This is a genomic window from Spiroplasma endosymbiont of Clivina fossor (assembly GCF_964031115.1).
Taxonomy (GTDB): Bacteria; Bacillota_I; Bacilli_A; order Mycoplasmatales; family Nriv7; genus Nriv7.
Genome location: NZ_OZ035006.1, coordinates 71,929 through 84,950 on the forward strand (window position 1 = coordinate 71,929; position 13,022 = coordinate 84,950).

17 protein-coding genes and 3 pseudogenes are annotated in these 13,022 nt (G+C 23.7%); 11 read left to right on the top strand and 9 right to left on the bottom strand.

Annotation, left to right across the window (positions count from 1 at the left end):
- The first annotated feature begins 53 nt into the window (after positions 1 to 53).
- The 3 genes and pseudogenes from AAHM82_RS00490 to AAHM82_RS00495 all read left to right on the top strand — a co-directional run bounded on the left by AAHM82_RS00490 (position 54) and on the right by AAHM82_RS00495 (position 1,035).
- Positions 54 to 188, top strand: a complete 135-nt coding sequence (locus AAHM82_RS00490; RefSeq protein ID WP_342264198.1) for a hypothetical protein — start codon at positions 54 to 56, stop codon at positions 186 to 188.
- Positions 189 to 198: 10 nt separating this feature from the next.
- A pseudogene (locus tag AAHM82_RS12415) lies at positions 199 to 288 on the top strand (IS1/IS1595 family N-terminal zinc-binding domain-containing protein); the annotation flags it as partial.
- Positions 289 to 357: 69 nt separating this feature from the next.
- Entirely contained in the window at positions 358 to 1,035 is a 678-nt protein-coding gene (locus tag AAHM82_RS00495) for a transposase (RefSeq protein ID WP_342264201.1), read from the top strand.
- A 144-nt stretch (positions 1,036 to 1,179) separates the two neighbouring features.
- On the opposite strand, the gene AAHM82_RS12420 is transcribed toward AAHM82_RS00495, so the two are convergent.
- The 4 genes from AAHM82_RS12420 to AAHM82_RS12435 all read right to left on the bottom strand — a co-directional run bounded on the left by AAHM82_RS12420 (position 1,180) and on the right by AAHM82_RS12435 (position 3,196).
- On the bottom strand, positions 1,180 to 1,572 hold the full coding sequence (locus AAHM82_RS12420) for a transposase family protein (RefSeq protein WP_342264845.1): 393 nt from the start codon (positions 1,570 to 1,572) through the stop codon (positions 1,180 to 1,182).
- On the bottom strand, positions 1,569 to 2,009 hold the full coding sequence (locus AAHM82_RS12425; protein ID WP_342263396.1) for a transposase family protein: 441 nt from the start codon (positions 2,007 to 2,009) through the stop codon (positions 1,569 to 1,571). The genes AAHM82_RS12420 and AAHM82_RS12425 overlap by 4 nt, the downstream gene beginning before the upstream one ends.
- 357 nt (positions 2,010 to 2,366) lie before the next feature.
- Complete coding sequence (locus AAHM82_RS12430; RefSeq protein ID WP_342264845.1) at positions 2,367 to 2,759, bottom strand: transposase family protein; 393 nt, start codon at positions 2,757 to 2,759, stop codon at positions 2,367 to 2,369.
- A complete protein-coding gene (locus AAHM82_RS12435; protein ID WP_342263396.1) occupies positions 2,756 to 3,196 on the bottom strand; it encodes a transposase family protein in 441 nt (146 codons plus the stop codon). The genes AAHM82_RS12430 and AAHM82_RS12435 overlap by 4 nt, the downstream gene beginning before the upstream one ends.
- Before the next feature lie 287 nt (positions 3,197 to 3,483).
- Between AAHM82_RS12435 and AAHM82_RS00510 the strand changes: the two genes are divergently transcribed.
- Complete coding sequence (locus AAHM82_RS00510) at positions 3,484 to 3,780, top strand: hypothetical protein (protein ID WP_342264202.1); 297 nt, start codon at positions 3,484 to 3,486, stop codon at positions 3,778 to 3,780.
- A gap of 31 nt (positions 3,781 to 3,811) precedes the next feature.
- Here AAHM82_RS00510 and AAHM82_RS00515 read toward each other — a convergent pair.
- The 3 genes and pseudogenes from AAHM82_RS00515 to AAHM82_RS00525 form a co-directional block, all read right to left on the bottom strand.
- Positions 3,812 to 4,834 (bottom strand): annotated as a pseudogene (locus AAHM82_RS00515) (IS256 family transposase); the annotation flags it as partial.
- A gap of 138 nt (positions 4,835 to 4,972) precedes the next feature.
- The gene (locus AAHM82_RS00520; RefSeq protein ID WP_342264203.1) at positions 4,973 to 5,932 is read right to left on the bottom strand and encodes an IS1/IS1595 family N-terminal zinc-binding domain-containing protein; all 960 of its coding nucleotides are present in this window, start codon (positions 5,930 to 5,932) and stop codon (positions 4,973 to 4,975) included.
- 157 nt (positions 5,933 to 6,089) lie between these two features.
- Positions 6,090 to 6,224: pseudogene (locus tag AAHM82_RS00525) on the bottom strand (IS256 family transposase); the annotation flags it as partial.
- A gap of 296 nt (positions 6,225 to 6,520) precedes the next feature.
- On the opposite strand from AAHM82_RS00525, the gene AAHM82_RS00530 reads away from it, so the two are divergent.
- The 3 genes from AAHM82_RS00530 (at position 6,521) to AAHM82_RS12445 (ending at position 8,950) form a co-directional block, all read left to right on the top strand.
- Positions 6,521 to 7,594: a DDE-type integrase/transposase/recombinase gene (locus AAHM82_RS00530; RefSeq protein ID WP_342264205.1), complete on the top strand. Its 1,074-nt coding sequence runs from the start codon at positions 6,521 to 6,523 to the stop codon at positions 7,592 to 7,594.
- A 526-nt stretch (positions 7,595 to 8,120) separates the two neighbouring features.
- A complete protein-coding gene (locus tag AAHM82_RS12440) occupies positions 8,121 to 8,561 on the top strand; it encodes a transposase family protein (RefSeq protein ID WP_342263396.1) in 441 nt (146 codons plus the stop codon).
- Positions 8,558 to 8,950: a transposase family protein gene (locus AAHM82_RS12445; protein WP_342264845.1), complete on the top strand. Its 393-nt coding sequence runs from the start codon at positions 8,558 to 8,560 to the stop codon at positions 8,948 to 8,950. The genes AAHM82_RS12440 and AAHM82_RS12445 overlap by 4 nt, the downstream gene beginning before the upstream one ends.
- 152 nt (positions 8,951 to 9,102) lie before the next feature.
- Here the strand turns inward: AAHM82_RS12445 and AAHM82_RS00540 are convergent, their stop codons facing one another.
- Positions 9,103 to 9,738: a hypothetical protein gene (locus AAHM82_RS00540; RefSeq protein WP_342264206.1), complete on the bottom strand. Its 636-nt coding sequence runs from the start codon at positions 9,736 to 9,738 to the stop codon at positions 9,103 to 9,105.
- Between the two features lie 66 nt (positions 9,739 to 9,804).
- On the opposite strand from AAHM82_RS00540, the gene AAHM82_RS00545 reads away from it, so the two are divergent.
- The 4 genes from AAHM82_RS00545 (at position 9,805) to AAHM82_RS00560 (ending at position 11,350) form a co-directional block, all read left to right on the top strand.
- Positions 9,805 to 9,981: a hypothetical protein gene (locus AAHM82_RS00545; RefSeq protein ID WP_342264207.1), complete on the top strand. Its 177-nt coding sequence runs from the start codon at positions 9,805 to 9,807 to the stop codon at positions 9,979 to 9,981.
- 52 nt (positions 9,982 to 10,033) lie between these two features.
- Entirely contained in the window at positions 10,034 to 10,426 is a 393-nt protein-coding gene (locus AAHM82_RS00550) for a transposase family protein (RefSeq protein WP_342263426.1), read from the top strand.
- A gap of 5 nt (positions 10,427 to 10,431) precedes the next feature.
- Positions 10,432 to 10,851 carry a transposase family protein gene (locus AAHM82_RS00555; protein ID WP_342264846.1) on the top strand — a complete coding sequence of 140 codons (420 nt, stop codon included), beginning with the start codon at positions 10,432 to 10,434 and terminating at the stop codon, positions 10,849 to 10,851.
- Positions 10,852 to 11,149: 298 nt separating this feature from the next.
- Complete coding sequence (locus tag AAHM82_RS00560) at positions 11,150 to 11,350, top strand: hypothetical protein (protein WP_342264208.1); 201 nt, start codon at positions 11,150 to 11,152, stop codon at positions 11,348 to 11,350.
- Between the two features lie 105 nt (positions 11,351 to 11,455).
- On the opposite strand, the gene AAHM82_RS00565 is transcribed toward AAHM82_RS00560, so the two are convergent.
- Positions 11,456 to 12,964 (bottom strand): hypothetical protein, encoded by a 1,509-nt coding sequence (locus tag AAHM82_RS00565; RefSeq protein WP_342264209.1) that lies wholly within the window; start codon positions 12,962 to 12,964, stop codon positions 11,456 to 11,458.
- Positions 12,965 to 13,022: the final 58 nt, after the last annotated feature.

The following is a 13,022-nucleotide window of genomic DNA, read 5'->3' on the forward strand; positions in this document are numbered from 1 at the left end:
TGAATATACTTAATTTTAGGTATATTTTAATATGATAGAGGTGGATAATAATTATGGAAAAAATAATTCAAGAACTAGTAAATACTTTAACAGATGATCAATTTTTAGAATTTTATGAAAAAGTCAAACAACAAGCAGAATTAATAAAAAAAACAAAAACGGTTAAATGAAATTGATCAAAAATTTAGAGCGCAAGGTATTAAATGCCCTAAATGTGAATCTTACCATTGCGTTAAAAATGGACATAATTCAGAAGGAAAACAAAAATATTTATGTAAAAATTGCCGTGCAAGTTTTGACGCTTTTCGTAATCATTTTATTTATTGAAGTCATTTAAATTATGAACAATGAAATTTATTGATTCAAATTTCATTGCTGGGGCAATCTAGTAAAACAATTTCTCGTTTTATTAAAACTACATTAAAAACTGCTTGATATAATCGTCAAAAATTAATGAAATCAAAACAATTAGAAAATACCCAATTAAAATTTAAAAAATTATCTGGTAAAATCCAAATCGATGAAACATTTATTAAAGAAATCCATAAAGGAAATTTCAAATATAAAACTGATCCACGAAGAATTCACCTTGACCCATTCGCAACTAATACTAAATGCTGTATTCAAATGGCAATTGATAATAATAACAATATTTATGTTAAATCCACAAACACCAAACGTTTACAAAAACAATGAGTTATTGAAAATATGAACAAAGAATTAATTAACGAAAATTCAATTATTACTTCTGATATGCAAAAATTATATTTTTTAGTAGCAAAACAAACAAATTCTACTTTATGTGTAACTAAAACAACAATTAATCCTGAAGCTAGTTATCGTAACTTAAATAAAATCAGTAAATTACAATCTAGTCTTAAAGAAGCCTTAATTCATTATCATGGTTTAGGTTTTACTAATATTCAAAATTATTTAAATCTCTGAAAATGAAAATACCAACATAAGGGTTTAACTCCAAACCAACAAACAGCGGTATTATATTTTAATAGACTTCTTGCAAAATTAATATGATAATTATAATTTTTAAATTTAAAATAAATATAAAAGTGTTATTAAAATAATTTTTAGATTATTTTTACAAATATTTTGTCATTAAAACATAATAAAAATTATTATTTACAATAAAAAAAGACTGAAATTTTAAATTATCAAATATATTTAAACTAATAGTTGTAAATTATAAATTGAAGCTATTAAATTAAATCTTAAAGCAAATCTTTTTCTACGATTTCGATATTTTTCACTAATAATTTTAAATTTTTTAAGTATAGCAAAAACATTTTCAATAACAATTCTCATTTTTGAAATTCGCTCATTATTTTGCTTTTCTTCTTTATTTAAAGGGTTTTTCTTTGATTTTCTTTTAGGAATTAAAACATTATGATTAATTTTTTGTATGCCTTGATAACCTAAATCCACTAAAACAGTTGTTTCTGGTAAAAATTTAATTTTTGAATCTTTTAAAATTTTAAAGTCATGGTTTTTACCATAAGAAAAATCAGAACTAATAATTTTTTTACTATCTTTTTCAATTATAACTTGTGTTTTTATTGTGTGTTTTTTCTTTTTTCCTGAGTAGTGCTGTTTTTGTCTTTTTTTGGGCGTTGGATTTGGCTTTCAGTTACATCAATTATAACAGTCTTATCTTTGAAATAATCTTTTAATAGTGATTTTTGACCAGTAAGTTGTTGAAAATTAGGGTGTTTTATTAAAGTGTCTTCAATTCATTTGATATTTCTATAACAACTACTTTCACTAATATCATAACTTTTTGCAATATGAAAATAAGTTCTATATTCTCTTCAATATTCTAAAGTCATTAAAATACGATTTTCTAATGATAATTTATTGGTTCTTCCGCGACGAAATCTCTTTTTTAATTCTTCTATTTTTAAAATTTCTAGCATTTTATTAAAAGTAGTATGTTTAATACCAGTTAATCTTAAAAAATTTTTATCACTTATTTGATTATTTTTTTTAAATTTCATTTAAATTCCACCTTTTTATTAAAAACAACAATTCAATTATATTTTAAATTAATTTTGCAAGAAGTCTAATGTATAAAAAAGTTAAAGTAAAAATAGTAATTTTACATAAAAGCCTTTTAAAATTATCAAGTTGATGATTTTTTTTATTTTATCAAGAGTTTTCGACAAAATTAAAAATTTTTTATTAGACTTCTTGCAAAATTAATATGATAATTATAATTTTTAAATTTAAAATAAATATAAAAGTGTTATTAAAATAATTTTTAGATTATTTTTACAAATATTTTGTCATTAAAACATAATAAAAATTATTATTTACAATAAAAAAAGACTGAAATTTTAAATTATCAAATATATTTAAACTAATAGTTGTAAATTATAAATTGAAGCTATTAAATTAAATCTTAAAGCAAATCTTTTTCTACGATTTCGATATTTTTCACTAATAATTTTAAATTTTTTAAGTATAGCAAAAACATTTTCAATAACAATTCTCATTTTTGAAATTCGCTCATTATTTTGCTTTTCTTCTTTATTTAAAGGGTTTTTCTTTGATTTTCTTTTAGGAATTAAAACATTATGATTAATTTTTTGTATGCCTTGATAACCTAAATCCACTAAAACAGTTGTTTCTGGTAAAAATTTAATTTTTGAATCTTTTAAAATTTTAAAGTCATGGTTTTTACCATAAGAAAAATCAGAACTAATAATTTTTTTACTATCTTTTTCAATTATAACTTGTGTTTTTATTGTGTGTTTTTTCTTTTTTCCTGAGTAGTGCTGTTTTTGTCTTTTTTTGGGCGTTGGATTTGGCTTTCAGTTACATCAATTATAACAGTCTTATCTTTGAAATAATCTTTTAATAGTGATTTTTGACCAGTAAGTTGTTGAAAATTAGGGTGTTTTATTAAAGTGTCTTCAATTCATTTGATATTTCTATAACAACTACTTTCACTAATATCATAACTTTTTGCAATATGAAAATAAGTTCTATATTCTCTTCAATATTCTAAAGTCATTAAAATACGATTTTCTAATGATAATTTATTGGTTCTTCCGCGACGAAATCTCTTTTTTAATTCTTCTATTTTTAAAATTTCTAGCATTTTATTAAAAGTAGTATGTTTAATACCAGTTAATCTTAAAAAATTTTTATCACTTATTTGATTATTTTTTTTAAATTTCATTTAAATTCCACCTTTTTATTAAAAACAACAATTCAATTATATTTTAAATTAATTTTGCAAGAAGTCTATTGTGTAAAAATTCAATAATATGATAAAATAAAAAAGAATAAAAATGACAATAACAAGAAAGGCAGGGTTAGTTTAGTAATTAAATAATATAATTAGCTGATTGTTTTGCTTCTTCAAAGCAATACCTAAAAAAACTAAACGCGACCATTTTTATAAATGTCCTTTTTAATTTTACAATTCAGGTAAAATATAATTCCTTTGAAAGGAGGATTTTTGTTATGTGAAAATTTTTATCAGCTTTAAATTTAGTATGTGTAATGTTTATTTTTGGATGTAGTAAAAATAGCAATGATTTAAAAACATATAAATTACAATTTTCTAAAATTGATAAAAGTGTTTGAGTAATTAGTGGTTTTAGTCTGAATTTATATCATTTAGAAATTGATGCTACTAATTTAAAGCTTTCTAGTGATTTTGATATTCAAATACGTAATGGTGATTTTATTCAAAGACCAGCCCTTAAATTATTTGTTGACAAAGATAGTGCAAGTTATAATCAAATTAATAACTTTTAGGGACTGTACAATTAACTGTGTCTCTAAGTAATTAACTTAAATTCACTCTGTCTTCAAATTTTATCATTAAATGTGAAATTGCACTACCCCAATTTTGAATTGGCATCGTTCATTTCTTAACCATATTTTGAAATGCTAAATAAAATATTTTAAAAACTGATGCGTCATTAGGAAAAATCTTTTTATTCTTAATGACTTTTCTTAATTGACTATTAACAGATTCAATCGCATTAGTTGTGTAAATAATTCTTCTAAATTCCTGAGGATATTCAAGAAAAATTATTAAATTATTTCAGTTATTTTTTCATGATTTAGTAATTTGTGGATACTTTTTATTTCATTTTTCTGAAAAATGATCTAAAGCAATTAACGCTATTTCTTCATTAATTGCTGTATAAATTGATTTTAAATCATTAGCTACAAGTTTGCGATCTTTGTAAGGAACAAATTTTAAACTATTGCGAATTTGATGAACAATGCATAATTGATGCTGTGTTTTTGGGAACACAGCTTCTATTGCATCAGACATTCCAGTTAAATTATCGCTACAAGCAACAAGAATATTTTGTAAGCCACGATTTTTCATTTCCGTAAGATTATTAAGTCAAAATTTGGCTCCCTCATTCTCACTAATTCACATTCCTAAAATATCTTTTAAACCATCTAAATTAATTCCTAAGGCAAGATAAACTGCTTTATTTATTATTCGTTTATCTTGCTTTACTTTAACAACAATACAATCAAAATAAACAATCGGATAAATCTTCTCTAAAGGTTTAGTTTGTCACATTTTAACTTCTTCAATAACATCATCAGTTATTTGACTAATTAAACTTTCTGAAATTTCTGCTTCGTGATAGAATTCTTGCAATTGTGCTTTGATATCAGAAATTGTCATTCCTCTTGCATATAAAGAAATTACTTTTTGATCAAAGTTATCAAATCTTCTTTGTCTTTTCGGAATAATTACTGGTTCAAAAGTACTATTTCGATCTCTTGGTACATCAATTGCGATTGAACCATTTTTAGTAATAATGGTTTTTTGTGTGTTACCTTACATATCAAGAGTTTTCGACAAAATTAAAAATTTTTTTTTAATTTTGTCGAAAACTCTTGATAAAATAAAAAAAATCATCAACTTGATAATTTTAAAAGGCTTTTATGTAAAATTACTATTTTTACTTTAACTTTTTTATACATTAAAATATAATACCGCTGTTTGTTGGTTTGGAGTTAAACCCTTATGTTGGTATTTTCATTTTCAGAGATTTAAATAATTTTGAATATTAGTAAAACCTAAACCATGATAATGAATTAAGGCTTCTTTAAGACTAGATTGTAATTTACTGATTTTATTTAAGTTACGATAACTAGCTTCAGGATTAATTGTTGTTTTAGTTACACATAAAGTAGAATTTGTTTGTTTTGCTACTAAAAAATATAATTTTTGCATATCAGAAGTAATAATTGAATTTTCGTTAATTAATTCTTTGTTCATATTTTCAATAATTCATTGTTTTTGTAAACGTTTGGTGTTTGTGGATTTAACATAAATATTGTTATTATTATCAATTGCCATTTGAATACAGCATTTAGTATTAGTTGCGAATGGGTCAAGGTGAATTCTTCGTGGATCAGTTTTATATTTGAAATTTCCTTTATGGATTTCTTTAATAAATGTTTCATCGATTTGGATTTTACCAGATAATTTTTTAAATTTTAATTGGGTATTTTCTAATTGTTTTGATTTCATTAATTTTTGACGATTATATCAAGCAGTTTTTAATGTAGTTTTAATAAAACGAGAAATTGTTTTACTAGATTGCCCCAGCAATGAAATTTGAATCAATAAATTTCATTGTTCATAATTTAAATGACTTCAATAAATAAAATGATTACGAAAAGCGTCAAAACTTGCACGGCAATTTTTACATAAATATTTTTGTTTTCCTTCTGAATTATGTCCATTTTTAACGCAATGGTAAGATTCACATTTAGGGCATTTAATACCGTGCGCTCTAAATTTTTGATCAATTTCATTTAAACGTTTTTGTTTTTTTATTAATTCTGCTTGTTGTTTGACTTTTTCATAAAATTCTAAAAATTGATCATCTGTTAAAGTATTTACTAGTTCTTGAATTATTTTTTCCATAATTATTATCCACCTCTATCATATTAAAATATACCTAAAATTAAGTATATTCAATAAATATCAAGAGTTTTCGACAAAATTAAAAAAAATTTTTTTAATTTTAATAATACAAAATATGGTATGATTAATTCAATTAAGAGAAGCATAGTCTAATAACTGTGTGTGATTTACAAAATTCCTGAAAAATAGTATTGCCTTTAAATAAATCTTGTGGATTATCAATATTTCCTAAAAAATAATCAACAACTTTATCAATTGCGTCAGGTTCTTTTTTTATTTTTTTTTTTGTCATTTTCTGTTCTCCTTCTTTTAAGTATAATTCAGAATGAATTATCGAGACACAGAATTTTGGACAGGCTCAACTTTTATCGTTCTAATGGTTCTTACAAATCTAAACATCATGCAAAAATTTATTTTATTGATAAATTAATTAATTTTAAAGTACTTCTTAATCAAGACCTGAACACGAAAGTATTTTATGTTACTTCATTCTCGGCGGAAATGCCTAATAAAAATTAGTAATTTAATAAATATTATTGAAAATCGTATTAAAAAATACGATTTTCTCAATTTAAGGAGTTTTAAAAAATGAAATATATTATTTCTCAAGCTGATTTAGCGGATTTAAAAGCAAAAATCCAAAGTTGACTAAGTGCTAATTGCCCTAATTCTTATTACTATAAAACTAAAAAACGCATTACTGCATATTTAAATTTATGTACTTATTTTTATATTGAAGAAACTATTTTAACAAAATTTATTAAAAAATATTTTAAGAATGCAACGAAAACTTTTTATCGTTGGGCACAAAAAATTATGACTGCTTATTATTCTGACAATTTAGATTTGTTATTGTTTAAAACTACAAAACCACAAAATCTTAATTATCAATATAGTTTAAATTCTCGCGAAAAAGTATGTGATTTATATTTTGATTACAAAAATCTTCAAGCTGGCGGAATGTGGTCTTTATTTAACAATTTAAAAATCGGTTTTCATGATGTTAAAAATTCAGAAGTTCCAAAAAATATCAAAACCTTTTATCGCTGAATTAAATCCGACCCTCGTTGAAAAGAATTAAAACAACAAATCAAACAAACAAAACACTATTTTAAGCGTTATGAAGTCTCCGAGATTGGTCTTTTACAAATGGATGCCAAAATCATTACTACATCAAATTTTCCGGTTGATAAAAAATATTACATTTATGATTTCATTGACGAAATGACACGCATAGTATTTGGTTATGTTTATGATAGTTCAGGAACCAATAACGCCATTAACGCTGTACAAAGAGCAATAAAAGATTTTGGCGAACTTGGCATAACCATTAAACGCCTTCGCACTGACAATGCTCCTGAATTTATTACTACTAACTGAAGTAATAAAAAATCGTACAAAGTAAAAGAAAGACCTTTTACAACCTTTCTTTCGAGGAACGGAATCGTTCACGAAACCACGCCGATTCGCTCACCACAATCAAATGGAAAGATAGAACGATTCCATCAACATTATAGCAAATTATTTTATGCTAAGGATAAAAAATTAAATCAAAATGAGCTTCAACATTATTTAAACAAATATTATTACTTTTATAATTTTGAACGCCGTCACTCGGCATTAAATACTAAAACTCCTTTTCAAACATTACGAGGTTTTTAAAAACTATAATTTTTTTATTTGCTTGTAAGAAATTAAACTTGTTGTTCAGTTGTTTTTAAACTAATTTTATTAATTATCTAAATATGCTATTATTTTTAATTTTATAAAGGTGTTTCAGGACCAAATTCTACTGAAAGACGACTAGAATTTGATTTTATTTCTACTGGAATATTTAAAAATATATCATTATCTTTTAAACTTATTAAAGAATTTGAATTAAATAAGTCATTAAATCCTTTCTTTTTTACATCGTTAATTAAATCTTTTAGATACATATATTTTGCATAGTAATTATTAATATCAACCGGTAATTTTGTAAAAAAAGTATTAATTTTTAAATTAGGGTCTATTTTTGCTTTTAAAATTCCTTTATTTATACTTTTTCCTGAAAAAACTGAAAAAGTTATGTCTTTTTTATGATTTGCTTTTATTTTTGTTCATTGTGATGGAGCAGTTATTAGACTTCTTGCAAAATTAATTTAAAATATAATTGAATTGTTGTTTTTAATAAAAAGGTGGAATTTAAATGAAATTTAAAAAAAATAATCAAATAAGTGATAAAAATTTTTTAAGATTAACTGGTATTAAACATACTACTTTTAATAAAATGCTAGAAATTTTAAAAATAGAAGAATTAAAAAAGAGATTTCGTCGCGGAAGAACCAATAAATTATCATTAGAAAATCGTATTTTAATGACTTTAGAATATTGAAGAGAATATAGAACTTATTTTCATATTGCAAAAAGTTATGATATTAGTGAAAGTAGTTGTTATAGAAATATCAAATGAATTGAAGACACTTTAATAAAACACCCTAATTTTCAACAACTTACTGGTCAAAAATCACTATTAAAAGATTATTTCAAAGATAAGACTGTTATAATTGATGTAACTGAAAGCCAAATCCAACGCCCAAAAAAAGACAAAAACAGCACTACTCAGGAAAAAAGAAAAAACACACAATAAAAACACAAGTTATAATTGAAAAAGATAGTAAAAAAATTATTAGTTCTGATTTTTCTTATGGTAAAAACCATGACTTTAAAATTTTAAAAGATTCAAAAATTAAATTTTTACCAGAAACAACTGTTTTAGTGGATTTAGGTTATCAAGGCATACAAAAAATTAATCATAATGTTTTAATTCCTAAAAGAAAATCAAAGAAAAACCCTTTAAATAAAGAAGAAAAGCAAAATAATGAGCGAATTTCAAAAATGAGAATTGTTATTGAAAATGTTTTTGCTATACTTAAAAAATTTAAAATTATTAGTGAAAAATATCGAAATCGTAGAAAAAGATTTGCTTTAAGATTTAATTTAATAGCTTCAATTTATAATTTACAACTATTAGTTTAAATATATTTGATAATTTAAAATTTCAGTCTTTTTTTATTGTAAATAATAATTTTTATTATGTTTTAATGACAAAATATTTGTAAAAATAATCTAAAAATTATTTTAATAACACTTTTATATTTATTTTAAATTTAAAAATTATAATTATCATATTAATTTTGCAAGAAGTCTATTGTATAACTATTTGTTTTTGTTCAAGTTTCTTCTGTTGAAAGTTCTCCTGTTATTTCAAAAGAAGCCAATAATTTTACTTTTAAACCGGTTTTAATACTTAATTTTTGTCCAAATTTAAAAGAAAATGAATCAGTAACATTATATGCAAAAGAACCACTTAGTGCTTTATCTTCATCTTGATTTCCTGCTTTAAATTCGGTTTTTTGAGAATGAATAAGGTCTTCTTTGACAGGAATTGTTTGAGTAGGTATAAAATCTACTTCGTTAGAAACAAGAGTTATTCCATTAATATCATATTGACCGGGTTCAAATCTATTATCTGGTAAAGATAATGCATATTCTGGTTTAAAATAATTTGATTTTAATCTTGTAAGCTTATCATTATTAATAATGACCACTAAATTTTTTAAAAAACCATCCATTGTTTTTAAATCTGGATTATCATAATTATAGTTTGGATATGAATTTCTTTTATTTCTGTTTAATTTTTCTAAATTATTTGTTTGTAAATAATTAATTTCCTTTTTCGCTGGAGCTGGGGCGTTTCCAACAATTCCTGATATTCCGCTTCCCGCTATTGTTATTGTTCCTAAGATTCCTAGTAATTTTTTCATATTAATTAAATCCCTTTGGTGAATTTTTGCTAATTAAATAAAATTTACCAAAGGGATTTAATTAATATGAAAAAACTCTTAGGATTATTAGGTGCAATTACTATTGCCGGTAGTGCCTTGCCAACTGTAATGGCTGTAAGCCCTTATCCGGCAGAACAAAAAACTAAAAAACATCTTAAAAAAATAATCGAAACAAATAATGAAATTTATTCGATAGCTGTTGATAATAGACTTGGTACATAACCTTTAATTTTATCTACTATTTTGATAATATTATTTCCTAGGTGAAATACAAATGTTAGATAAATACAAAGACGAAAACGAATTTTATAGTTTAATAGGCATAAAATATAAAACTTTCATGAAAATGGTAGAAATTTTAAAAGAAGGTGAAGCTAAACAAAAACAAATTGGTGGTAGACCAAATAAATTATCAATAGAGCAAAGATTACTTATGACTTTAGAATACTGAAAAGAATATAGTACATATCGTATTATTGCAAAAAAATATAATATTAGTCATGTTAGTTGTATTCGTAATATCTTTTGAGTTGAAAATACTCTAATAAAAAATAGTCACTTTCATATACCTGGCAAAAAGATATTATTAGAAAATAAGGGTACTACTAATAATTTATTAGCAATTGATGCTACAGAAATTCCAATTGAAAGAATTAAAAAAAACTAAAATTATTATTTTCTGGTAAGAAAAGGCAACATTCATTAAAATCGCAAATAATTATTGATTTATTTAACAATAAAATTATTTCAGTAGATTTTTGTTATGGCAGTACTCATGATTATAAGTTATTTTTAAAATCAAATACACTTATAAATCCAAAATTAGAATTAATTGCCGATTCAGGATATCAAGGTTTGCAAAATGTTCATAAAAATACATTATTGCCAATTAAAAAGAGTAAAAATAATCCTTTAAATCCAGATAAAAAGGAATATAATAGCTTTTTAAGTAAAGTTAGAATTGTCATTGAACATGTTTTTGCTAGATTAAAAAGATTTAAAATACTAGTTTATCGTTATCGCAATAAGATTAGAAGATTTGGATTACGATTTAACTTAATTTCAGGAATATATAATTTTGAATTAAGCTAGTTATAGTTATGTACCAAGTCTAATAAAAATAATATCTATTTTGGAACGACCGAGGGCTTATATAAATCAAGTGATAATGGAGAAAATATAAGTAAAATAAGTAATTTATCAAATGTTTATTATCTTATAGCTGATAAAAAAAAACAATATTTTCTTTGGAAATAATTCTTCAAATTTTTATATTTTAGAAAATGGTAGTGATAGCCCGAAACAAACCGCTTGAAGTCAACAATTTAATTCATTTGCTATTGATAGTAAAAATAACATTTATTTTGCTACTAATATGGGAGTTAATATTTTGGAAAATGAAGCAACAATTTTAAAAAACACAAATATATATGGCCAAATCTTTTCATTATCAATTGATAATGAAAATAACATTTATTTTGGAAAAAATGATGGTTTATATAAATCAATTGATAACGGACAAACAAACATCAAAATAAATAATATACCAAGTTATTCTGTTTATTCTCTTTCGATAGACAAACAAAATTAAAAAAAATAAACAGTATACATACTAAATTTAAAGCTGATAAAAATTTTCGCATAAAGAAAAATCCTCCTTTCAAAGGAATTATATTATAAAAAATATTGGCAATATTTAAGAGAACTTTTTTAATATCATTAATAAGATTGCTAATGGCACTACAAATTCAAATAACATCTGAAATGCTGGAATAACTTCAAATACTGGAAAGGCGGTTTTGGTAAAATTAATCGTCGTTTTAGCAATATCGGCAATGGGGCGAATTAAAAGATTAATCCCAGAAAGACCAAGTAATCAATTTAACACGCTAACAGAAGCGTGCTGAATACCACAAGATATAGCACTAAATAATCCCCAATAAGAACAATTAGGCGTCGGAATTAAATCATTCATGTTGCCACTTATTCCCCCACCAATAAAGGCTGTTGAATTCAAAATGTTAAAATCGTATAAAGAATAATGATATTCAGTACTTTCATTTTTCTTTTTATATAGTGGAAAAGTTAGCGTAAAAATATTAATCCCATACATGACATCAACTTTAGCGTTGTAAAAATGCAATTTATTGCTAGTAACATTCCATAATTGGTTATCATATGCTTTTAACACATTAAAATTTATTTGATAAGAACTTTTACCAGTTTTAAAATCATTAGCAATTTGTTTATCTTTCACAAAAAAATACGAACGAAAAATCATATTCTTACCATTTTCTATTGTTGAATCAAAATTAATTAAATATTGTTTAGGATAAAAAGTAATTAAGGAGCGATAGAAAAAGCCCATTTGTAAAACATTTTTAGGAATTTGTTGCATTCCTTTGTAATCTAATTCTACATAAGTAGAAGTATCCATATCAAAACTTGCATAAAAGAATTGTACGAAAAAACCACCTAAAACTTTATAAATTTTATTAAATAAACCATTAATAAAATCAACAGTTAAATGTTTTTGGTAATAAAGCATAAAATCTTTAAAATCAGTTTTTAATTTATCATCATAGCGTAAAAAATGGAAAGTATTACCATAATAATTAACTTGTCCAAAAAAGGTATTAATAAAATCTCCTCCAAAACTTGTTCGCGAACCAGATTTTCAAAGCGATTTACCATTTTCTAAAAACTCATTATAGCCAACAATGCTACCATGCTCAGTTTTTATAGTGATAACATCACCAAAACTAGAAAAGGAAAGTTCTCTAAAAATAACTTTTTCCATCATATCAGGTTTAGGATATAAATTTTTGCGACTTAAATTAAATTTACTATTTTGTTTAAAACCATTTAATTTAATTGACACTTCATTCATATATTTAAAATTATCGTCAACGAAATTAAAAATAGGAACTCAATATAAGTAACTGTAATTAAATTTATCAAAATCTCGGCGTTGTATCATCAAATAATCTAGTTTATCTTGAAACTGATTATACTGATATTCACCATCATTTTTATTTATTTCCGTAGGTAACGGTTGCTCGTTATCTTTCTCTGGTTGTAGTGGCACTTTAGCTGAAAATGAACTTATAAAATATTGTGGTTTATTTAATTGATATCTATCTAAATAAACAAATGACACTTTGATACTTTCAAGTTTAGGAATTTCTCAGCCATAAGTAGTCAATAGACTTCTTGCAAAATTAATTTAAAATATAATTGAATTGTTGTTTTTAATAAAAAGG